Raw genomic sequence first — 19,009 nt, forward strand, 5'->3', positions numbered from 1 at the left:
ATTTGAACCAGAAAGAAATCCGCGCTTCTTTCTGGCTGAAATACCCTGGGGGGAGCGCGCAGCGCGGGGGGCGAAGCCCCCTTTCCTCAGTCGGCCAGCGTGGTGACGGCTTCGCCCTCGGGCAATTCCAGCTCGATCACCCACAGGTCGGGGTCGGTGGCGCGGCGGCGGGCGGCGGCGGCGTCGATGTCGCGGGGCGTGCCCTCGGCTTGCAGCGCCCAGATGCTTGCGTCGGTCATCGGGTCGTAATCCTGCCCCCACAGCTCGGCGCGGCCGTCCGGGCGCAGCACGGTCAGGCAGATCGCGCCCGCGGTGTCGTCGCCGCGGTGGACGACATAGGCGCCGCGCCCGGCCAGGTCCATCCGCCGCAGGATCGCCGCGACCCGCAGTCCTGCCGCCAGCCGCGGCTGCATCAGCCGTTGCCGTCGCGGAAGTCGAGGCCCATCTCGCGGAAGCGTTCCGCCTCGTCCAGCCAGTTCTCGCGCAGGACCACGCGCAGGAACAGATGCACGGGGCGGCCCATGAACTCGGTGATTTCCTCGCGCGCGGCGCGGCTGACGCCCTTGATCGTCTCGCCGCCCTTGCCCAGCACGATGCCCTTGTGGCCGGGGCGGCTGACATAGATCACCTGGTCGATGCGGGCGCTGCCGTCGTCGCGTTCCTGCCAGTGTTCGGTTTCCACGGTCAGCTGATAGGGGATTTCCTCGTGCAGGCGCAGGGTCAGCTTTTCGCGGGTGATCTCGGCCGCGATCATCCGCATCGGCAGGTCGGCGATCTGGTCCTCGGGGTAAAGCCACGGCCCCTCGGGCAGGGTCTCGGCCAGCCAGTCCATCAGGTCGCCCGTGCCGTGCCCGCGCTCGGCCGAGATCATGAAGCTGCGCTCGAACGGGAACGCCTCGTTCATGCGCTGCGACAGCGCCAGCAGGGTTTCGGCCTTGACCCGGTCGATCTTGTTGATCGCCAGCGCCACCGGCCGGCCCGAAGATCTTTCGCGCAGGTTGTCGAGGATTTCCTGCACGCCCGGGGTCAGCCCGCGATGCGCCTCGATCAGCAGCACGATGATGTCGGCGTCGGCGGCGCCGCCCCATGCGGCGGCCACCATGCTGCGGTCCAGCCGCCGGCGCGGGCGGAAGATGCCGGGCGTGTCCACGAACACCACCTGCGCCGGCCCGTGCATGGCGATGCCGCGGATGCGGGCGCGGGTGGTCTGGACCTTGTGGGTCACGATCGAGACCTTGGCCCCGACCATCCGGTTCAGCAGCGTCGATTTCCCGGCGTTGGGTTCCCCGATCAGCGCCACGAACCCGGCGCGGGTGGGGATTTCGGGCTGGGTGTCGGTCGGATGGTCGGTCATGGGATTTCCCCGATCTGGGCCAGCATCGCGCTTGCGGCGGCCTGTTCGATGTTGCGCTTGGTGCCGGTGCCGCTGGCCTCGGCCTCGCGCCCGTCGTCCAGCCGCACGATGATGCGGAATCGCGGCGCGTGGTCGGGGCCCGAGCGTTCGGCGATGCGGTAGTCGGGCGGCCCCATCCCCTGCGCCTGCGCCCATTCCTGCAACGCGGTCTTGGGGTTGAAGGCCGCGGCCTCGGCCGATTCCAGCCGCGGCCCCCACAGGCGCAGGATCATCGCCCGCGCGGCCTCGAATCCGGCGTCCAGATAGACGGCGGCGATCACCGCCTCCATCGCGTCGCCCAGCAGCGCGTCCTTGCGCCGGCCCCCGGTCATCATCTCGGAGCGGCCCAGCTTCATCACCTCGCCCAGGCCGATCTCGCGCGCGATCAGGGCGCAGGTCTCGCCGCGCACCAGCGCGTTCAGGCGGGGGGCCAGCTGACCCTCGGTCGCGGCCTGATCATGGGCCAGCAGCGCGTCGGCGATGGTCAGCCCCAGCACCCGGTCGCCCAGGAACTCCAGCCGCTGGTTGTCGGGGCGGGTGGCCGAGGACAGGCTGCCATGGGTCAGCGCCCGCACCAGCAGCGAGATATCCGCGAAATCATGCCCCAGCCGGGCGGAAAACGCGGCAAGCTCGGCCGAGAGCTTCACCCCGCCACCTCAGTGCACCGCATGGAAAAAGCGGTCGCCCCGCCACGTCCAGAAATACAGCAGCGAGGCCCCCGCGGACGAGAACATCACCCGGTCCGCCCGGCCGATCAGATATTCCGCCGGCACAAAGCCCAAGCCGCCCGCGATGGCCGGCACACGGCTGTCTTCCGAGTTGTCGCGATTGTCGCCCATGAAGAAATACGTCCCCGCCGGCACGGTGAACACCGGCGTGTCGTCCAGCGGCCAGTTGTCGAGGATGTTCAGCACGTCATGGCTGCGCCCGCCGGGCAGTTCCTCGGTAAACCGGGGCTTTTCGCAGGCGCCGCCCTCGGGCACGGGTTCGTTGGCGCAGCGCGGCATGGACCGCGCCGGGCCTTGCGGGGTTTTCGGCTCGGCAAAGATGCCGTTCGGGGTCTGCGGCACCGGCTGTCCGTTCAGGATCAGCTGGCCGGCCTGCATCTGCACGGTGTCGCCCGGCAGCCCGATCACCCGCTTGATGAAATCGACGTCGCGGGTGGGGTGGCGAAACACCACCACGTCGCCGCGTTCGGGTTCGGACCCCAGGATGCGGCCGGACACCGGGCACAGCGCAAAGGGGCAGGAATAGCGCGAATAGCCATAGGCCATCTTGTTGACGAACAGAAAATCGCCGATCAGCAGCGTGTCCTTCATCGATCCAGAGGGAATCCAGAACGGCTGGAAGAACAGGGTGCGGAAGATGCCCGCGATGACCAGCGCCCAGAACACGGTCTTGACCGTTTCCCAGATGCCGCCGTCCTTTTTCACGGTATTCGTGCGGGCCATGATGTCTCTCGTCAAAGGCAGGATCGGGGGTTCTTGGGGGCTGGACCGGGGCGAAGTCAAGCGCCCGCGCGTCCCGATTTCACCCGTTCGGCCAGCAAAGTGGGCAATACCGGGGGCAGAGGGGCGGATTCCGGCACCGCCTCGATCACCACGAAGGCCTGCGCCCAGGGGTCGTCGTCGGTCAGGGTGACGTGGATATGGGCGCGGTGGCCCGGCGGCGTCATCGCCGCCAGCCGCTTGGCCGCCCAGCCGGTCAGGGCCATCACCGGCTGGCCCGAGCGCAGGTTCGTCACCGCCATGTCGCGCCAGGCGATGCCCATGGAAAGCCCGGTCCCCAGCGCCTTGGAACACGCCTCTTTCGCGGCCCAGCGTTTCGCCAGCGTCGCGGCCTCATGCGGGCGGCGGGCGGCGCGGGCAAGTTCGGTTTCGGTGAACACGCGGTTGCGAAACCGGTCGCCGTGGCGGTCCAGCACCGCGGAAATGCGGTCGATATTGCACAGGTCGGTGCCGACGCCGAGGATCATTGCAGGGTCACGACCCCACCCCCCGCGCCGCATCCATCCGCGCCCGCATCTCGCGGATTGCGGGGCCGAGGCCGGTAAAGATCGACTCGGAGATCAGGAAATGGCCGATGTTCAGTTCCCGCAGTTCCGGCAGTGCGGCGATAGGGCCGACGGTGTCGAACGTCAGTCCGTGGCCCGCGTGGACTTCGAGTCCCAGCGAGGCGGCCAGTCGTGCGCCCGCGGCCAGCCCGGCCAGCTCGGCGTCGCGTTGGGCGTGGCGGCCCTCGGTGTCGAGGTCGCAATAGGCGCCGGTGTGCAGTTCGACCACTGCGGCGCCGATGCGGGCGGCGGCCTCGATCTGGCGCGGATCGTGGCCGATGAACATCGACACCCGGCAGCCGGCATCGCGCAGCGGTGCGATGAAATCGCGCAGCCGCGATTCGTCCGAGATGATGTCCAGCCCGCCCTCGGTCGTGCGCTCCTCGCGCTTTTCGGGGACGACGCAGACGGCGTGGGGGCGGTGGCGCAGGGCGATTGCCTGCATTTCCGCGGTCGCCGCCATCTCGAAATTCAGCGGCACGCGCAGGGTCTCGGCCAGTCTTGCGATGTCGTCGTCGGTGATGTGGCGGCGATCCTCGCGCAGATGGGCGGTGATGCCGTCGGCGCCGGCGTCCTGCGCGATCGCCGCCGCCCGCAACGGGTCGGGCCAGGGGGTGCCGCGCGCATTGCGCACCGTGGCCACATGGTCGATGTTCACGCCAAGCCGCAGCATGGTTTCTTTCCCCCCGATCAAGGACATTGCGCGCAACTCTATCCGGGGGCGCCGGCGGGGGATAGTCCCGGCAGGGTGGCGGTGGCCTGCACCCACCAGCCGGGGCTGGCGGCCAGGATCGCCTGCGCCGCCGCCTGCGCGGCGGGTGCGGTCGGGAACACTCCGAAACAGGTCGCGCCGGAGCCCGACATACGGGTGAACCGCGCCCCTTGCGCCGCCAGCGCGGCAAGGCAGTCGCCGACGACCGGGCGCAGCGAAAGCGCCGGCGCCTGAAGGTCGTTGCGGGTGGTTTCCAGCCAGCGCAGCAGCGAGCCGGCATCGGCCGAGGGCACAGGCCCGGCCATCGGGTCGCCGTCGCGGCGGTCCAGCGCGGCAAAGACAGCGGGCGTCGAGGTCTCTACGCGAGGGTTCACCAGCACCAGATGCAGCACCGGCAGGGGCAGGGGCTGGATCAGCTCGCCTACGCCGCGCATCCGCAGCGGGCGCGACAGCAGGCAGGCGGGCAGGTCGGCGCCAAGCGCCTCGGGGTGGGCGGGGTGGCGGCCAAGCGCGCGCAGCACCGCCGCCGCATCCGCCGTGCCGCCGCCGATGCCCGAGGCCGGGGGCAGGCGCTTGTCCAGCACCACATGCGCCCGCGCGCCCACCGCATCCAGCGCGCGCAGGCACAGATTGTCGGCGCCGGCGGGCACCGCATCCGCAAACGGCCCGGTCACGGTCAGCGAGGTTTCGGCCGCCGGCGTGACCTGCACGCGGTCCCCCAGCGCGGTGAACGCAACCAGCGAATCAAGCAGGTGATAGCCGTCCACCCGCCGCCCGGTGACATGCAGCGCCAGATTGATCTTGGCGGGCGCCAGCAGGGGGGCCAGCATTGGGACAGCTTTGCCCGGCGTGTCGGCGCACATCACCGCTTACCCGTCAGAGGCATCATCCGGCGCGCCATCCCCGCCGCCGTCCCCGGTGTCGGCCCCATCTTCGGGTTCCGGCGGCAGGCCGAAACCCTCGGGCAGGGTGCCGCCGTTCTCGGCCTCGGCGTTCAGCACCGCGTCCAGCCCGACATGCAGCTTGGCGCGGATGCGGGGCAGGTCGGTGTCGGTATCCTCGGGCTTGTAGAGGCTTTGCGCCCGCTGCCACTGGATTTCGGCCTCGCGCTTGCGGCCGGCCATCCAGTAGATGTCGCCCATGTGGTCGTTGACCAGACTGTCCTCGGACATCACGGCGACGGCGCGTTCCATCGGCGCCACCGCATCGGCAAAACGGCCCAGCCGGTAATAGGCCCATGCCAGCGAATCAAGGATATAGCCGTCGTCGGGGCGCAGCTCGACCGCGCGTTCGATCAGGGCCAGCGCCTCGTCCAGCCGCATGTTGCGGTCGACCCATGAATAGCCAAGATAGTTGAGGATCGGCGCCTGATCGGGTTGCAGTTCCAGCGCCGCCTGGAAATCGGCATCCGCGCCGTCGTAATCGCCCGAGCGTTCCCTTGAGATGCCGCGCGCGTAAAGCGCGAACCAGCTGGCCTGAGGGTCTTCTTGCGCCCGCAGGATCTCAAGCGCGCGGTCATAGGCGGGCACGGCCTCGGCAAAGCTGTCGTTCTGGCGCAGCACGTCGCCAAGCGAGACCCAGCCCTGCGCCAGTTGCGGATAGTTTTCCGTCAGCGCGCGGGCCGCGGCCTCGGCGTCGTCCAGCCGGTCGGCGCGGGCCAGAGTGTCGATGCGCGCCAGTTCCGACACCGGGCGCATCTGCCCGGTCTCGCGCAGCGCGTCATATTCGCGTTCCGCCAGATCGAACTGCCCGGCGGTCATCAAAAGCTGCGCCGACAGCAGCCGCGCATCGGGTTCATCCGGGTCCAGATATTGCGCCAGCCGCGCGTAAAGCAGGGCCAGAGGGTCGGTTTCCTGCCCGCCCATCAGCGCGCCGCCAAAGGTGACCAGCACCTGCGCCAGCCCCTCGCGCGCGTTGGCGATCACGTCGAATTGCAGGCGCTCGCCCGCGGCCAGCCGGTCGCGCAGCGCGGCCAGCTGCGGCTCGTCCTCGATCCGGTCCAGCGGCTCGAACAGGGCCAGCGCCTGATCGTTGCGTTCCAACTGCGACAACACCTGCACCCGCGCGGTCAGCCCTTGCAGATGGGTCGAGGCCACGGGGTTTTCCAGCAGCCGGGCCGCGCCCTCGTAATCGCCGACGCTGGCCTTGGCCAACGCCAGCTGGAATTGCGCCATGCCGCCGGCACCCGGTTCCTTGCCCATCTGTTCCAGCAGCGCAAAGGCGTCGCCGGCGCGCCCCGCACCCATCAGCGCCCAGGCGCGGAACAGCCCGTCAAGCAGCGGCCCGCCCGCGCTGGGGTCTGCGGGCATGGTGTCCAGCATCTCCAGCACCGCGGGCCAGTCCTCGGCCCGGGCGCGGTCCACCCGGCGCAGCAGCGCCGCCAGCTCGGTGCCGTCCCCGGTTTCGCTGCCGGCAGCGATCCGGTCGGCCAGCGCCACGGCCTGATCCACCATCCCGGCCGAGACCAGTGACACGATGGCGCCGTCTTGCAGGAATTCGTCATCGGGATCGGCCTCGACCGCCGCGACGAAATATCGCGCGGCGGCGGCAAAGTCGTTCTCGGCCGCGGCCTGGCGCGCGGCCAGATAGGCGCCGGCCTGACCCGAAACCGGCAGCGGGTCGGTGACCAGCCGCAGGTCCAGCCCCGGATAGGTGCCGTCCGTCGCCTGCGAGATCATCTGTCCCAGCACCTGCCCGGCCAACGTTCCGCCGGCGGCGGGGCCGGCAGCCGTCGCATCGGCGACGAGGGGCAAGGCCGCGGTCCCGCCCGGCAGGCCATGTGCGCCAGCGGGCAGTGCTGCCGGGCCAAGCATCGCGGCGATCGCCAGTATCAGGGAAGGATTCATCGAACGGCAACGTCCCGCATCAAGGGGTGACATGAGGCGCGACCCTAAACGCGGATGCGCCCGGCGGCAACGCCGCGCGGGCGCGGGCGGCGGTCTGCCGCCCTTCACATGTTCGGGTAGTTGGGGCCGTCGCCGCCCTGCGGCGTGGTCCAGACGATGTTCTGCGTGGGATCCTTGATGTCGCAGGTCTTGCAGTGGACGCAGTTCTGAAAGTTGATGACAAAGCGCGCGCCCTCGGGGACGGCGGCATCCTCGACCACCTCATAGACCCCGGCCGGGCAATAGCGCTGCGCCGGTTCCGCGTATTCGGGCAGGTTCACCCGGATCGGGACCGAGGGATCTTTCAGCTTCAGGTGGCTGGGCTGGCTTTCCTCGTGGTTGGTAAAGGAAAACGCGACGTTGGTCAGCCGGTCAAAGGACAGTTTCCCGTCCGGGCGCGGATAGTCGATCGGCTTGAACTTCGCGGCCTTGCCGGTAGCGGCGGCGTCGGTCTTGCCGTGTTTCCAGTTGCCCAGGATGTTGCCGCCGAACAGGCTGGCGCCCCACATGTCGATGCCGCCCAGCATCAGCGAGCCGATCATGCCGGTGCGCGACCACGCCGGCTTGACGTTGCGCACCCGCTTGAGGTCGCGGGCGATGGGGCCGGACCGCACGTCGGCCTCGTATTCCGCCAGCTCGTCGCCCTCGCGTCCGGCGGCGATGGCGGCGGCGGCGGCCTCGGCCGCGGCGATGCCCGACAGCATGGCGTTGTGGTTGCCCTTGATGCGCGGCACGTTCACCATCCCGGCCGAACAGCCCAGCAGCACCGCGCCGGGCACGGTCAGTTTCGGAATCGACTGCCAGCCGCCTTCGGAAATCGCCCGCGCGCCGTAAGCCACGCGCTTGCCGCCCTCAAGCAGCTCGGCGACCATCGGGTGATGCTTGAAGCGCTGGAACTCCATATAAGGATACAGATGCGGGTTTTCGTAGTTCAGATGGACCACAAAGCCGATCAGCACCTGATTGTTTTCAGCGTGATAGATAAAGGAACCGCCGCCCGCGTTCTTGCCCAGCGGCCAGCCCATCGTGTGGATGACGGTGCCTTCCTTGTGCTTGGCGGGGTCGATGTCCCAGATTTCCTTCATGCCGAGGCCGAATTTCTGCGGCTCGTGGCCCTGGGACAGGCCGCGGCCCTCGATCAGCTGGCGGGCAAGGCTGCCGCGCACGCCCTCGGCGATAAAGACGTATTTGCCGCGCAGCTCCATCCCCGGTTCATAGTTGGGGCCGGGGGTGCCGTCGGCTTCCTTGCCCATCTCGCCGGCGACGACGCCGGCCACGCGCTCGCCGTCCATCACCAGTTCCGATGCGGCCATGCCGGGAAAGATTTCGACGCCCAGTTCCTCGGCCTGCTCGGCCAGCCAGCGGCAGACATTGCCCATGCTGACGATGTAGTTGCCGTGGTTCGACATCAGCCTGGGCATCGGCCAGTTCGGGATGCGGATCGAGCCGGCCGGCCCCAGCATGACGAAGTGGTCGGCCTTGACCTCGGTGCGGATCGGGGCGCCGCGGTCCCGCCAGTCGGGGATCAGCCGGTCCAGCCCGCAGGGGTCCAGCACCGCGCCCGACAGGATATGGGCGCCGACCTCGGATCCTTTTTCCAGAACCACCACGTTCAAATCCGCGTCGATCTGTTTCAGACGGATCGCGGCCGACAGGCCGGCGGGCCCCGCACCGACGATCACGACATCGAATTCCATCGATTCGCGTTCGATCGTGGTCATGGTTTCGTCCTCCTGTGGCGTCTTTCGGCTGGGAATCGCCCCCGACATAAGGGGGATCGCGCCTTGAAACAATTGCTATTGCACCGGCGGCAAGCAGCCGGCGGGGGCAGCAGGGCGCTTGCGTCGGCCCAATGGCTGCGCCACGATGCTGCAAAACGCGGCTTCGCCACGATGCCGCAAAACGACGACGCCCCCAGCCTGACGCCCTCGCCCAAGGCCGGGGGCGTTTCTACACGAGGACCGGATGGAAAAGATACCGATGACCCGCGCCGGGTTCGATCAGCTCGACGCCGAGCTGCGCACGCTCAAGGCCGAGGACCGCCCCGCGGTGATCCGCGCCATCGCCGAGGCGCGCGAGCATGGCGACCTGTCGGAAAACGCCGAATACCACTCGGCCCGCGAAAAACAGTCCTTCATCGAGGGCCGGATCAAGGAGCTTGAGATGGTCATCTCGCGCGCCGAGGTGATCGACCCCGCGAAACTGTCCGGCAGCATCAAGTTCGGCGCCCGGGTCACGCTGGTGGACGAGGACACCGACGAGGAAAAGACCTATATGCTGGTCGGCGAGCAAGAGGCCGATCTGGAACGGGGGCTGCTGAACGTGCGCTCGCCGCTGGCCCGCGCGCTGATCGGCAAGGACGAGGGCGACAGCGTCGATGTCGTCACCCCCGGCGGGCAGAAAAGCTACGAGATCCTGTCGATCCGTTATGAATGAGCTGACCGGATGGCTGCACCGGCTGACCGCCGGCCGCGACCGCGCCGTGGTCGTGGGCGCGGCGGTGACGGGGGCATGGTTGCTGCTGGTGGCGCTGTTCTGGCTGTTCGGCCCCGAGGGTGCGCCGCTGTCCGGCCTGGCGCGGCTGCTGACGCTGGTCGGCGTGCTGGGGCCGGTGGCGCTGATCTGGCTGGCGGTCGCGCTGGCCGGAACCATCGCGGGGCTGCGCAGCGACGCGCTGCTGTTGCGCGCGCAGCTTGATCTGATGCGGGGCGGTGGTGCTGGCGGTGGCGATGATTCGGCGTCCGATGCGCCGCCGGTTCGCGCCGCTGCGTCCGCCCGGCCAGCCCAGCCCCGCGCCGCCGCGCGCCCGGTGCGTGCGGCGGAAACGCGGGGGGCCGACACGCAGCAGGGCGACCTGCCCTTTGAACAGCCAGCCGCGGTCGCGGTCGCGCCCGGTGATCTGATCGCGGCGCTGAATTTTCCCGACGGGCCCGACGACCACCGCGCCATCGCCGCGCTGCGGGCCTCGCTGGCCGACCCCGAGGCCGCCCGCACCATCCGCGCCGCGCAGGACGTGGTGACGCTGCTGGCGAAACACGGGATCTACGCCGACGACCTGGACCGCGCCGCGCTGTCGGCGCCGCTGTGGAGGCGGTTCCTTGAGGGCGAGCGCGGCCCGGCGCTGGCGTCGCTGGCCAGCGGCGACAGCGCCAGCGCGGAAATCGCCGCCGGGCTGATCCGCTCGGACGAGGTGTTTCGCGATGCCGCGCATCATTTCCTGCGGCAATACGACCGCACTCTTGCCCGTATCGCGCCGGAACTTTCGGACGAGGCGCTGGCGCTGTTGTCCGACACCCGCTCGGGTCGCGGTTTCGCGCTGTTGGCGCAGGTGACGGGGATGTTCGGCTGATGTCACGATCCGGGCCGGCGGACAGGATGCCGGCGAAAGACAGCGGGCCGACAGCGGCGGACCCGGCCGCGGCGCCGCGGCGCCGCAACCCCTCGCTGCGCCGCGCCGCGCTGGCCGGGGCGTTGAATTCGCTGCCCTTCCTGCTGGTGCTGGTGCCCTTTGCGATGCTGTTCGGGGTGGTGGCGACGGCCGCGGGGCTGGATATCCGGCAGGTGATGGGGTTTTCGGTGCTGGTGCTGGCCGGAGCCTCGCAGTTCAGCGCCGTCCAGCTGATGAGCGAACACGCCCCGGTGATCGTGGTGCTGCTGTCCTCGCTGGCGATCAACCTGCGGATGGCGATGTATTCGGCCTCGCTCACCCCGTGGCTGGGGCGGGCGCCGGGCTGGCAGCGGGCGGCGATCGCCTATCTGCTGGTGGACCAGACCTATGGGCTGGGGATGCAGAAATTCGAGCGTGATCCGCAGATGACCGTGGCCGAGCGGATGGCCTATCTGCTGGGGGCCTCGCCCCTGCTGTGCCTGCCGTGGATGGTGTTCACCTGGGTCGGCGCAACTGCGGGGCAGATGATCCCGGCGGACTGGCCGCTGGATTTCGCGGTGCCGATCACCTTTCTGGCGCTGATCGCGCCGATGCTGCGCACCATGGCCCATGTCGCGGCGGCGGGGGTGTCGGTGATCGCGGCGCTGGTGCTGTCGGGGCTGCCCTCGGGGACCGGGGTGCTGGTCGCGGGGTCGCTGGGCATGGTCGCGGGCGCCTGGGTCGAGGGCTGGCAGGCCCGCCGCGCCGCCGCCCGGCAGCTGGCAAAGGAGAGCCGGGGATGAGCGGATATTCAAACGCCGAGATCTGGTTCGTGATCCTTGCGCTGGGCGTGGGGACGTTCCTGCTGCGCTGGTCGTTCCTGGGCACCGCGGGCAGCCGCCCGGTCCCGGCATGGGCCGCGCGCTGGCTGCGCTATACCGCCGTCGCGGTGCTGCCGGCGCTGGTGGCGCCGCTGGTGATGTGGCCGCAGGCGACCGCAGGCAGCCCCGACCCGATCCGGCTGGCCTCGGCCGCCGCCACCGTCGCGGCGGGGCTGCTGACCCGCAGCACCCTGTGGGCGATCATCGCGGGCGGGGCGGTGCTGGGCACGGGGTTTTGGCTGGGCTGACGTCAGCCGGGGCTTCGCGCCCCCATCGTGGTATACGACGATCCCGAGGGATATTTTCAGACAGAAGATCGCCGCGCCGCGCCCGGGTGCGGCTTACCGCCCGCCGGTGCGGATCAGCCGGCCGTTCTGATAGCCCTCGATCGAGCCGTCCTTTTGGCGCAGCAGCACGTCGTGGTTGTTGTCGGGGTCGCCGTCCTGGTGGCGTTTCGACTGCACGCCCGGCAGGGTCAGGAACCAGTTGCGCAGCTTGAGCGGGCTGAAGCCGGTCGGCGCCGCCTCGAACCCCGGGACGCGGGCCAGTGCCTTGCCGGTGTTCACCGCGCAAAAGGATTTGGGCGACGGCCCCTGCGCCTCGACCGCGCGGATCGCGGCCTCGGCGATTTCGGGGCGGACAAGGATGGTATCTTCGGCCACCCAATAGGTCTCGCGCGCGTGGTAGTCGATGTAGAAGCGCTTGAAATTGTCGGTGATCCCGTAAAGCACGTCGTTGCGTTCGGGGATGCGGGGGTGTTCCCAGCTGCCCGCCGGGTCGTAGATGACCCGCTGGCTGCCGTTGACCATCAGCGCGGAATGCCCGCCTTCGCCGCGGGGGATGCCGATGACGGTGAACAGGGTGATCGAGGGCGGCTCGGTCGTGGTGTGGCGGGCGGCGCGCAGCGCGTCGTCGTCGTCCCAGGTGCGTTCGGCACAGGCGGCCACCGCGGCGGTCGCGGTCAGCGCCAGGAAAGCGCGCCGTTGCATCAGCATGATTGTCAGTCCCTCAAGCCACCGTCCCTGCCGGGCGGCGGCCGTCTTGTGGTTGCGTCGGAATCGGTGGCGTCAGGCGCCGGCGAGCGCGAGAAAGATCACCACGGCGATCGACAGCCCGCCCGCCCAGGCCATGAAACGGACAAAGCCCGCGAATGTCTGCTGCTGCGCGGTGGCGTCCATCGTGCCCGGCACATGCGCGGCGGCGGGATGGGTGGAATCATGCGTCGTGGCCATCTGTGGTCGGTCCCCTGCGGCTTTTTGTCCTGTCGCGCCCATGGCTAGCCCAATAAGGGGGCGCTGTCACGCCCTCCACAACACCGCGCCATGGGCGTCGTGGCCATCCTGCCGCACAATCCCGCGAGCGGCGAGCGCGTTCAGATGCGCCACTGCCTCGACCAGCGCGAGGCCGTATTCGGCGTCCCCGATGCGGCGCGAAAACAGCACGTCGAAACAGCCGACAGCGGTGCGGGGGCCGTCAGCAAGTGTCCGCGCCAGACGGCGCAGGGCCGATTCGTGGTTTTCTGCCAGCTGCGCCAGCCGCTGGGGCAGGCCGGTGAATGGCAGCTTGTGGCCGGGCAGCACCAGCTGGTCGGGCCGCGCCAGCGGAGCCAGCCGGGCGCAGCTGTCCAGCCAGTCCTGCACCGGGTTCGCCCCAGGTTCCGTCGGATAGACCCCGAGGTTGGGCGAGATCCCCGGCAGCAACTGGTCGCCTCCGATCACCAGATTGTCGTCCTGCGACCACAGGGTGACATGCTCGGCCGCGTGGCCTTCGCCCATCGCGACCAGCCAGCGGCGACCGGCCAGCTGCACGGTCTCGGCCTCGCGCAGGCGGCGGAAACCCAGCGGCAGCGGGTAGACCACGTCCGAGGTGTTCCACGGTCGCTCGGACGCGCGCTGCGCCAGCCGCTGGGGGTCCATCCCGGCGCGGCGCCAAAAGGCGATCTGTTCCGCGGTGGCGTTGTCCTGCACGTCCAGCGCCAGCATCCGGGCGAACAGCCACGCGGTGCGGCTGGTCCACAGCTCGGCCCCCTGTTCGACGAACCAGCCGGCCAGCCCGATATGGTCGGGGTGCTGGTGGGTGGCCAGCACCCGCACCACCGGCGCACCCGCCAGCGGCCCGGCCAGCAGCTGCCCCCAGATTTCGCGCGTGCGGCCGGTGTCAAAGCCGGTGTCAACCACCGTCCAGCCGTCATCGTCCCGCAGCGCATAGACGTTGACGTGATCCAGCCGCATCGGCAGCGGCAGGCGCATCCACAGCACGCCGTTGGCCACCTCGATTGCCTCGCCCTCGGGCGGAGGCTCGGGCCATGGGTGGCGGATGCCCTGCGCGGCGCGGGTGGGCGCGGTCATGCGCCCAATCCAAAGGCGTCGTCGGGAATCGCGGTCAGCTGGTCGATGCCGGCCGCGGCCTCGGCCAGGTCGCCGGCGTTCCGGGGCAGGATGCGGGTGATGTAGATGCGGGCCAGCGCCTCGCGCGCGCCCGCGCCCTTTTGCGCGGCGATCAGGTGGAAATGCGCGCCCAGCACCCGCGCGAATGCGGCAAGATAGGGCGTTGCCCCCGCCAGCCGGTCGGGCTGCGAGGCCGCCAGCAGCGATTGCGTCGCCGCCCGCAGCGCCTGCGCGGCCTCGGCCACCGGCGTGGCAAGGTCGGGCAGCGCAGGCGCTGCGGCATCGGCGCCCGCCGCCACCTCGTCGAGCAGGGCCAGCGCCATTTCGCCCCCGTCCATCATCTTGCGCAGCACGAGGTCGATGGCCTGGATGCCGTTGGTGCCTTCGTAGATCGGGGTGATGCGCACGTCGCGCAGATATTGCGCGGCGCCGGTTTCCTCGATGAAGCCCATGCCGCCGTGGACCTGCACCCCCGCATCGGCCACGCGGCAGCCGGTGTCGGTGCCGTAGGACTTGGCGATCGGGGTCAGAAAGGCGGCGCGGGCGGACCAAGTCTCATCCCCGGTAGCGGTGGCCATGTCCAGCGCCTGCGCGCAGGCCAGCCCGATGGCGCGGGCGGCGAACACCTCGGCCCGCGACACCGCCAGCATCCGGCGCACGTCGGGGTGGGTGATGATCGCGCCCATCTGCACACGCTCGGCCGCATAGGCGGCGGCCTGCTGCAACGCGGCCTCGGCCACGGCGACGCCCTGCATCCCCACCGCCAGCCGGGCCGCGTTCATCATGGTGAACATGGCGGCCATGCCCTTGTGTTCCTCGCCCACCAGCCAGCCCTGCGCGGCCTCAAAGCTCATCACGCAGGTGGGTGAGCCGTGAATGCCCATCTTGTGTTCGACCGACACCACCTTGAGGCTGTTGGCCACGCCGGGCTTGGCGTTTTCGTCGGGGATGTATTTCGGCACCATGAACAGGCTGATGCCGCGGGTGCCCTTGCCGCCGTCGGGCAGGCGCGCCAGCACCAGATGACAGGTGTTTTCGTTCACGTCGCTGTCGCCCCAGGTGATAAAGATCTTTTGCCCGGTGACGCGATAGGTGCCGTCGTCGCTGCGTTCGGCCCGCGTGGTCAGCGCGCCGACGTCGGAACCCGCCTGCGGCTCGGTCAGGTTCATGGTGCCGTTCCATTCGCCGGAAATCAGCTTGGGCAGGTAAAGCGCGCGCAGCTCGTCGCTGGCGTGGTGCTGCAACGCCTCGATCTGGCCCTGGGTCAGCAGCGGGTTCAGTTGCAGCGCCAGGCAGGCGCCGCCGATCATTTCGCCCACGGCGACGTTCAGCGTGTGCGGCAACCCGGCGCCGCCGTATTCGGGGTCCGCCGACAGCCCGATCCAGCCGCCCTCGGCCAGCGCCGCCATGCCGGTGTCAAAGCCGGGCGAGGACCGCACCGCGCCGTTTTCCAGCCGCGCCGGGGTCAGGTCGCCGTTGCGGTTCAACGGCGCCAGCACCTCGGTCGCCATGCGCCCGGCCTCGGTCAGGATCGCGGAAACCGTGTCGGGGGTGGCCTCGGCAAAGCGTTCGGTCGCGGCGATGCCGGACAGGGGCACGACAGAGTCCAGGATAAAGGCGATGTCTTCGACCGGCGCGCGATAGGCCATGGGCGTTTCCTCGTATGCGGCGCAGGGCGTTGCAATCCGGCCTCATGCGCGTATGTCCGTTCATCGGCCGCAACCCTAATGACCCGCCGGCCCGCCGCAAGCCCGCAAAGGACAAGATGCCCGCAGCCCCCACCCTGACCCTGCGTCCCGATGCCCAGGGCATCGCCAGCGCCGCGCGGCTGCTGGCCGATGGCGCGACCGTCGCCCTGCCGACGGAAACGGTCTATGGGCTGGCCGCGAATGCCCGCGACGGGGCGGCGGTGGCGCGGATCTATCAGGCCAAGGGGCGGCCGGCGTTCAACCCGCTGATCGTGCATTGCGTGGATATGGCGGCCGCCGGGCGGATCGGCGTGCTGGGGGGCGAGGCCGAGGCACTGGCCCGCGCATTCTGGCCCGGGCCGCTGACGCTGGTGGTGCCGCTGCGGGCGGATGCGGGCATCGCCGGGATCGTGACGGCGGGGCTGGACAGCGTCGGGCTGCGGGTGCCGGCGCATAGGCTGGCGCAGGCGGTGCTGCGGGAATCGGGGCTGGCGCTGGCAATGCCCTCGGCCAACGCCTCGGGGCGGATCAGCCCGACCACGGCGGCGCATGTGCTGGACCCGGACGGCGGGCTGGCGGGGCGCATCGCCGCGGTGCTGGACGGCGGCGCCTGTCCGGTCGGGGTCGAATCGACCATCATCGGCTGGCGGGACGGGGCGGCGGTGCTGCTGCGCCCGGGCGGCATCGCGGCCGAGGATATCGAGGCGGTGCTGGGCCACCCCTTGGCCCGCGCCGCCATGGGCGGGGATACGCCCGATTCGCCGGGCCAGCTGCTGAGCCACTACGCCCCCGCGGCCCCGGTCCGGCTGGACGCGCAAGAGGCGCAGGCGGGCGAGACGCTGATCGGTTTCGGCCCGGTGGCCGGGGATCTGACGCTGTCCGCCTCGGGCGATCTGGCCGAGGCCGCCGCCCGGCTGTTCGACGTGCTGCGCGAGGCCGACCGCCGCGGCCTGCCCATCGCGGTGGCGCCGATCCCCGCGCAGGGGCTGGGGCTGGCGATCAACGACCGGCTGGCCCGCGCGGCGGCGCCGCGGTGACCCGGGCGCCGCGCCATTGCGGCGGCGCGCCCCTGCGCCTAGCCTTGCGCCCATGACCGCCGCGCCGATCTGGAAAGACATCGAAGTTGACGCCGCCACCGCGCTGGCGCTGCTGGACTGGCAGCGCGAGATGGGCGCGGACGAGCCGATCCTTGACGCGCCGGTGGACCGCTACGCCGAGGTTGCCCCCGCCCCCGCGCCGCCCGCTCCGCAGCCGGCGCTGCCCGGGATGCCCGCCGCCCCCGCCGCCGCGGCGCCCGCGCCCCAGATCGACCTGCCGGCGCAGGCCACGGCGATGGCTGCCCGTGCCGGCAGCCTGTCCGAACTCGCGTCGCTGATGCAGGATTTCGACGGGCTCGACATCCGCCGGGGCGCCCGCAACTTTGTCTTTGCCGACGGCAACCCGGGTGCGCGGGTGATGATCCTGGGCGAGGCCCCGGGCGAGGAAGAGGACCGGCAGGGCCGCCCATTCGTCGGGCGCGCCGGGCAGCTGCTGGACCAGATGTTCGCCGCCATCGGCCTGTCGCGGCAGGCGGTGGATGCGGAACGCGCGCTTTACATCACCAATGTGCTGCCCTGGCGCCCGCCCGGCAACCGCCGCCCGGAACAGGCGGAAATCGACGCGATGCTGCCCTTTGTCGCCCGCCACGTCGAGCTGGCGGCGCCGGATTTTCTGGTGCTGATGGGCAACACCCCCTGTCAGGCGGTGCTGGGGCGGCAGGGGATCCTGCGGCTGCGCGGGCAATGGACGCAAGGTTTCGACCGCCCGGTGCTGCCGATGACGCACCCTGCCTATCTGCTGCGCAACCCCATCGCCAAGCGCGATTCCTGGGTGGACCTGCTGTCGCTTCAGGCCCGGCTTCAGCCCGGCGCGCAGCCCTGATATTCGACCGCGCCGCCGGACCCGTCGACCAGCGTCAGCCGCACCGCGTCCCGGTCCAGCGCAAAGGGCTTCCCCGAGGGCGCCACGAAATCCGAGGTCGCGGTGATCCGCCCCCCTGATTCGGCGATGTCGGGCGAGGATACCCAGATCCCGCCATCGTCATGTTCCAGCGCCGCCGCGACATCCTCGCCCGGGCCGGCGGGTGCCGTGACGGCGACGCGCAGCCCGTCCTCGATCTCGGTCACCCGGCAGTCCAGCAACGCGGGCTGAGGCTGCGGCACCTGGGCCAGCGCAGCCTCGATCCCCGGGTCGGGGGTCTCGGCAAGCGCAGGCGCGTCCAGCGTCAGATGCGCGGGCACGCAGATCGATTCGCACAGGCCCAGCTCGACCCCGACCCGGCCGGTCAGGGGCGCGCCGGGGGCGGCGGGGGTGATCTCGATCGGCAGGATCAGCGCATCGTGATAGCCCAGCGTGCGCTCTCCGGCGGATTCGATGATCTCGGGCACCGGCCAGTGCAGCGTGGCGGCGGTGATGTTCCCGGCGCCGTCCCAGTCGAACCCGGGCGGCACGCCGCTGTCGCCGGGGCTGCGCCAGTAGGTCTTCCACCCCGGTTGCAGCTTCAGTTCCAGCGCGGTCATCCAGGTGCCCGCGGCAGAGGGATAGGCGGGCAGCAGACGGGCCGATGTCAGCCCCGGCGGCAGATCCTGCGCGCCAGAGGCAAGGGGCAGCGCCAGCAGGGCGGCCAGAAACGGGGCGACAAGGGCGGTGCGAAAGCTCATGCCCCGGATGTAGGTGCGGCGGCGACTGGGCGAAAGTCACAACTGCGCCATGGCCGGCCGCGCGGCGGCGGGCGCCACCCCGCAGGGCTTGCGCCGCGGGCAGGGGATGCCGATGTTGCACAGGAAAGGATGCCCCATGACCGACACCCCGATCCCTGCCGCCGATGATCGCGGCGCCGCCCGCGACAATCTGACCGGCAAGGTGCTGATCGCGATGCCGGGCATGTCCGACCCGCGCTTTGCCCACGCGGTGGTGCTGATCTGCGCACATGGCGACGAAGGCGCGATGGGAATTGTCCTCAACAAGCCGCTGCCCGACATCGGCTTTGCCGAGCTGATGGACCAGCTGGGGATCCCGACCGGGGACGAGGATCCCCCGGTCCCCGTGCATTTCGGCGGCCCGGTCGAGCCGGGGCGCGGCTTTGTGCTGCACCCGCTGCCCGGCGACGAGCCCGAGGACGAAGGCTTGGGCCGCGTCCGCATCGGCGGGCTGGAACTGGGGGTGACCACGACCCGCAACATCCTGGAAGACATCGCGCAGGGCCGCGGCCCCGACCGCGCGGTGCTGTCGCTGGGCTATACCGGCTGGGGCGCGGGACAGCTGGAAAGCGAAATGCTTGCCAACGGCTGGCTGACCGCCGAGGTCGGCGACGATCTGATCTTCGGCGCCGACAATGGCCGCAAATGGCATGACGCGCTGAAATCGCTGGGGGTGGATCCGCTGGCGCTGTCGGCCTCGGCCGGGCGGGCCTGAAGGGGGCTTTGCCCCCCGCGCTGCGCGCTCCCCCCAGGATATTTCCACACCAAAGAGGGGCGGGGTTCTTCATCACGCAAATATCCTCGGGGGGATCGCCGCAGGCGATGGGGGGCAGACGGCCCCCCCGGCGACGGTGGCGCTTGCCCGCCCCGTCCCGGTTTGCGATAGAGAGGACGTTCGTGAACCG

At 70.4% G+C, this 19,009-nt stretch carries 21 protein-coding genes; 7 read left to right on the forward strand and 14 right to left on the reverse strand.

What is annotated here, in order from left to right:
* Window positions 1-86: 86 nt before the first annotated feature.
* From BLW83_RS12950 to BLW83_RS12990, 9 genes are all read right to left on the reverse strand, one after another.
* Complete coding sequence (locus BLW83_RS12950; RefSeq protein ID WP_245728859.1) at window positions 87-413, reverse strand: DUF1491 family protein; 327 nt, start codon at window positions 411-413, stop codon at window positions 87-89.
* Window positions 413-1,354 carry a GTPase Era gene (era, locus tag BLW83_RS12955; RefSeq protein WP_090848649.1) on the reverse strand — a complete coding sequence of 314 codons (942 nt, stop codon included), beginning with the start codon at window positions 1,352-1,354 and terminating at the stop codon, window positions 413-415. The genes BLW83_RS12950 and era overlap by 1 nt, the downstream gene beginning before the upstream one ends.
* On the reverse strand, window positions 1,351-2,040 hold the full coding sequence (rnc, locus tag BLW83_RS12960; RefSeq protein WP_090848650.1) for a ribonuclease III: 690 nt from the start codon (window positions 2,038-2,040) through the stop codon (window positions 1,351-1,353). The genes era and rnc overlap by 4 nt, the downstream gene beginning before the upstream one ends.
* A 9-nt stretch (window positions 2,041-2,049) precedes the next feature.
* Window positions 2,050-2,844, reverse strand: coding sequence for a signal peptidase I (gene lepB, locus BLW83_RS12965; RefSeq protein WP_090848651.1), 795 nt, complete (start codon window positions 2,842-2,844; stop codon window positions 2,050-2,052).
* Window positions 2,845-2,900: 56 nt separating this feature from the next.
* Window positions 2,901-3,368: a holo-ACP synthase gene (gene acpS, locus BLW83_RS12970; RefSeq protein ID WP_090848652.1), complete on the reverse strand. Its 468-nt coding sequence runs from the start codon at window positions 3,366-3,368 to the stop codon at window positions 2,901-2,903.
* Between the two features lie 7 nt (window positions 3,369-3,375).
* The gene (locus tag BLW83_RS12975; protein ID WP_245728861.1) at window positions 3,376-4,146 is read right to left on the reverse strand and encodes a pyridoxine 5'-phosphate synthase; all 771 of its coding nucleotides are present in this window, start codon (window positions 4,144-4,146) and stop codon (window positions 3,376-3,378) included.
* 11 nt (window positions 4,147-4,157) lie between these two features.
* Window positions 4,158-4,988, reverse strand: a complete 831-nt coding sequence (locus tag BLW83_RS12980; protein WP_090848653.1) for a 4-(cytidine 5'-diphospho)-2-C-methyl-D-erythritol kinase — start codon at window positions 4,986-4,988, stop codon at window positions 4,158-4,160.
* Window positions 4,989-5,027: 39 nt separating this feature from the next.
* The gene (locus BLW83_RS12985) at window positions 5,028-7,004 is read right to left on the reverse strand and encodes a tetratricopeptide repeat protein (protein WP_177172570.1); all 1,977 of its coding nucleotides are present in this window, start codon (window positions 7,002-7,004) and stop codon (window positions 5,028-5,030) included.
* Between the two features lie 104 nt (window positions 7,005-7,108).
* The gene (locus tag BLW83_RS12990; RefSeq protein WP_090848655.1) at window positions 7,109-8,764 is read right to left on the reverse strand and encodes an electron transfer flavoprotein-ubiquinone oxidoreductase; all 1,656 of its coding nucleotides are present in this window, start codon (window positions 8,762-8,764) and stop codon (window positions 7,109-7,111) included.
* Between the two features lie 244 nt (window positions 8,765-9,008).
* On the opposite strand from BLW83_RS12990, the gene greA reads away from it, so the two are divergent.
* From greA to BLW83_RS13010, 4 genes are read left to right on the forward strand one after another with little or no spacing between them, the layout of a single operon-like run.
* On the forward strand, window positions 9,009-9,479 hold the full coding sequence (greA, locus tag BLW83_RS12995) for a transcription elongation factor GreA (RefSeq protein ID WP_090848656.1): 471 nt from the start codon (window positions 9,009-9,011) through the stop codon (window positions 9,477-9,479).
* On the forward strand, window positions 9,472-10,392 hold the full coding sequence (locus tag BLW83_RS13000) for a hypothetical protein (RefSeq protein WP_090848657.1): 921 nt from the start codon (window positions 9,472-9,474) through the stop codon (window positions 10,390-10,392). The genes greA and BLW83_RS13000 overlap by 8 nt, the downstream gene beginning before the upstream one ends.
* Window positions 10,393-10,418: 26 nt before the next feature.
* Window positions 10,419-11,213: an AzlC family ABC transporter permease gene (locus tag BLW83_RS13005; protein WP_090848658.1), complete on the forward strand. Its 795-nt coding sequence runs from the start codon at window positions 10,419-10,421 to the stop codon at window positions 11,211-11,213.
* Entirely contained in the window at window positions 11,210-11,539 is a 330-nt protein-coding gene (locus BLW83_RS13010) for an AzlD domain-containing protein (RefSeq protein ID WP_090848659.1), read from the forward strand. Before BLW83_RS13005 ends, BLW83_RS13010 begins: the two co-directional genes overlap by 4 nt.
* Window positions 11,540-11,632: 93 nt before the next feature.
* Here the strand turns inward: BLW83_RS13010 and BLW83_RS13015 are convergent, their stop codons facing one another.
* From BLW83_RS13015 to BLW83_RS13030, 4 genes are all read right to left on the reverse strand, one after another.
* Window positions 11,633-12,286 (reverse strand): type 1 periplasmic-binding domain-containing protein, encoded by a 654-nt coding sequence (locus tag BLW83_RS13015; protein WP_245728863.1) that lies wholly within the window; start codon window positions 12,284-12,286, stop codon window positions 11,633-11,635.
* A gap of 72 nt (window positions 12,287-12,358) precedes the next feature.
* The gene (locus BLW83_RS13020; RefSeq protein ID WP_090848660.1) at window positions 12,359-12,523 is read right to left on the reverse strand and encodes an aa3-type cytochrome c oxidase subunit IV; all 165 of its coding nucleotides are present in this window, start codon (window positions 12,521-12,523) and stop codon (window positions 12,359-12,361) included.
* Between the two features lie 66 nt (window positions 12,524-12,589).
* Window positions 12,590-13,639 carry an MBL fold metallo-hydrolase gene (locus BLW83_RS13025; protein ID WP_090848661.1) on the reverse strand — a complete coding sequence of 350 codons (1,050 nt, stop codon included), beginning with the start codon at window positions 13,637-13,639 and terminating at the stop codon, window positions 12,590-12,592.
* A complete protein-coding gene (locus BLW83_RS13030) occupies window positions 13,636-15,327 on the reverse strand; it encodes an acyl-CoA dehydrogenase (RefSeq protein WP_090848662.1) in 1,692 nt (563 codons plus the stop codon). The genes BLW83_RS13025 and BLW83_RS13030 overlap by 4 nt, the downstream gene beginning before the upstream one ends.
* 116 nt (window positions 15,328-15,443) lie before the next feature.
* On the opposite strand from BLW83_RS13030, the gene BLW83_RS13035 reads away from it, so the two are divergent.
* Together BLW83_RS13035 and BLW83_RS13040 are read left to right on the forward strand one after the other, a co-directional pair.
* The gene (locus BLW83_RS13035) at window positions 15,444-16,403 is read left to right on the forward strand and encodes an L-threonylcarbamoyladenylate synthase (protein ID WP_090848707.1); all 960 of its coding nucleotides are present in this window, start codon (window positions 15,444-15,446) and stop codon (window positions 16,401-16,403) included.
* 52 nt (window positions 16,404-16,455) lie between these two features.
* Window positions 16,456-17,286 (forward strand): uracil-DNA glycosylase, encoded by an 831-nt coding sequence (locus tag BLW83_RS13040; RefSeq protein WP_090848663.1) that lies wholly within the window; start codon window positions 16,456-16,458, stop codon window positions 17,284-17,286.
* On the opposite strand, the gene BLW83_RS13045 is transcribed toward BLW83_RS13040, so the two are convergent.
* The gene (locus BLW83_RS13045; protein ID WP_090848664.1) at window positions 17,265-18,065 is read right to left on the reverse strand and encodes a protein-disulfide reductase DsbD domain-containing protein; all 801 of its coding nucleotides are present in this window, start codon (window positions 18,063-18,065) and stop codon (window positions 17,265-17,267) included. The two genes, BLW83_RS13040 and BLW83_RS13045, sit on opposite strands and share 22 nt — an antisense overlap.
* A 136-nt stretch (window positions 18,066-18,201) precedes the next feature.
* On the opposite strand from BLW83_RS13045, the gene BLW83_RS13050 reads away from it, so the two are divergent.
* A complete protein-coding gene (locus BLW83_RS13050; protein ID WP_090848708.1) occupies window positions 18,202-18,819 on the forward strand; it encodes a YqgE/AlgH family protein in 618 nt (205 codons plus the stop codon).
* The last annotated feature ends 190 nt before the right edge of the window (window positions 18,820-19,009 follow it).

The sequence above is a fragment of the Paracoccus alkenifer genome, from assembly GCF_900108405.1.
Taxonomy (GTDB): Bacteria; Pseudomonadota; Alphaproteobacteria; order Rhodobacterales; family Rhodobacteraceae; genus Paracoccus; species Paracoccus alkenifer.

What these genes read in the sequence shown, in the direction of transcription:
- BLW83_RS13030 (WP_090848662.1), bottom strand. Translation starts at nt 15,327, where the DNA reads ATGGCCTATCGCGCGCCGGTCGAAGACATCGCCTTTATCCTGGACTCT.
- BLW83_RS12985 (WP_177172570.1), bottom strand. Translation starts at nt 7,004, where the DNA reads ATGAATCCTTCCCTGATACTGGCGATCGCCGCGATGCTTGGCCCGGCA.
- BLW83_RS13005 (WP_090848658.1), top strand. Translation starts at nt 10,419, where the DNA reads ATGCCGGCGAAAGACAGCGGGCCGACAGCGGCGGACCCGGCCGCGGCG.
- BLW83_RS13040 (WP_090848663.1), top strand. Translation starts at nt 16,456, where the DNA reads ATGACCGCCGCGCCGATCTGGAAAGACATCGAAGTTGACGCCGCCACC.
- BLW83_RS12980 (WP_090848653.1), bottom strand. Translation starts at nt 4,988, where the DNA reads ATGCTGGCCCCCCTGCTGGCGCCCGCCAAGATCAATCTGGCGCTGCAT.
- BLW83_RS13020 (WP_090848660.1), bottom strand. Translation starts at nt 12,523, where the DNA reads ATGGCCACGACGCATGATTCCACCCATCCCGCCGCCGCGCATGTGCCG.
- lepB (WP_090848651.1), bottom strand. Translation starts at nt 2,844, where the DNA reads ATGGCCCGCACGAATACCGTGAAAAAGGACGGCGGCATCTGGGAAACG.
- BLW83_RS13035 (WP_090848707.1), top strand. Translation starts at nt 15,444, where the DNA reads ATGCCCGCAGCCCCCACCCTGACCCTGCGTCCCGATGCCCAGGGCATC.
- BLW83_RS12990 (WP_090848655.1), bottom strand. Translation starts at nt 8,764, where the DNA reads ATGACCACGATCGAACGCGAATCGATGGAATTCGATGTCGTGATCGTC.
- BLW83_RS13015 (WP_245728863.1), bottom strand. Translation starts at nt 12,286, where the DNA reads ATGCTGATGCAACGGCGCGCTTTCCTGGCGCTGACCGCGACCGCCGCG.
- BLW83_RS13025 (WP_090848661.1), bottom strand. Translation starts at nt 13,639, where the DNA reads ATGACCGCGCCCACCCGCGCCGCGCAGGGCATCCGCCACCCATGGCCC.
- BLW83_RS13045 (WP_090848664.1), bottom strand. Translation starts at nt 18,065, where the DNA reads ATGAGCTTTCGCACCGCCCTTGTCGCCCCGTTTCTGGCCGCCCTGCTG.
- acpS (WP_090848652.1), bottom strand. Translation starts at nt 3,368, where the DNA reads ATGATCCTCGGCGTCGGCACCGACCTGTGCAATATCGACCGCATTTCC.
- era (WP_090848649.1), bottom strand. Translation starts at nt 1,354, where the DNA reads ATGACCGACCATCCGACCGACACCCAGCCCGAAATCCCCACCCGCGCC.
- BLW83_RS12950 (WP_245728859.1), bottom strand. Translation starts at nt 413, where the DNA reads ATGCAGCCGCGGCTGGCGGCAGGACTGCGGGTCGCGGCGATCCTGCGG.
- BLW83_RS13000 (WP_090848657.1), top strand. Translation starts at nt 9,472, where the DNA reads ATGAATGAGCTGACCGGATGGCTGCACCGGCTGACCGCCGGCCGCGAC.
- BLW83_RS13010 (WP_090848659.1), top strand. Translation starts at nt 11,210, where the DNA reads ATGAGCGGATATTCAAACGCCGAGATCTGGTTCGTGATCCTTGCGCTG.
- greA (WP_090848656.1), top strand. Translation starts at nt 9,009, where the DNA reads ATGGAAAAGATACCGATGACCCGCGCCGGGTTCGATCAGCTCGACGCC.
- BLW83_RS13050 (WP_090848708.1), top strand. Translation starts at nt 18,202, where the DNA reads ATGACCGACACCCCGATCCCTGCCGCCGATGATCGCGGCGCCGCCCGC.
- BLW83_RS12975 (WP_245728861.1), bottom strand. Translation starts at nt 4,146, where the DNA reads ATGTCCTTGATCGGGGGGAAAGAAACCATGCTGCGGCTTGGCGTGAAC.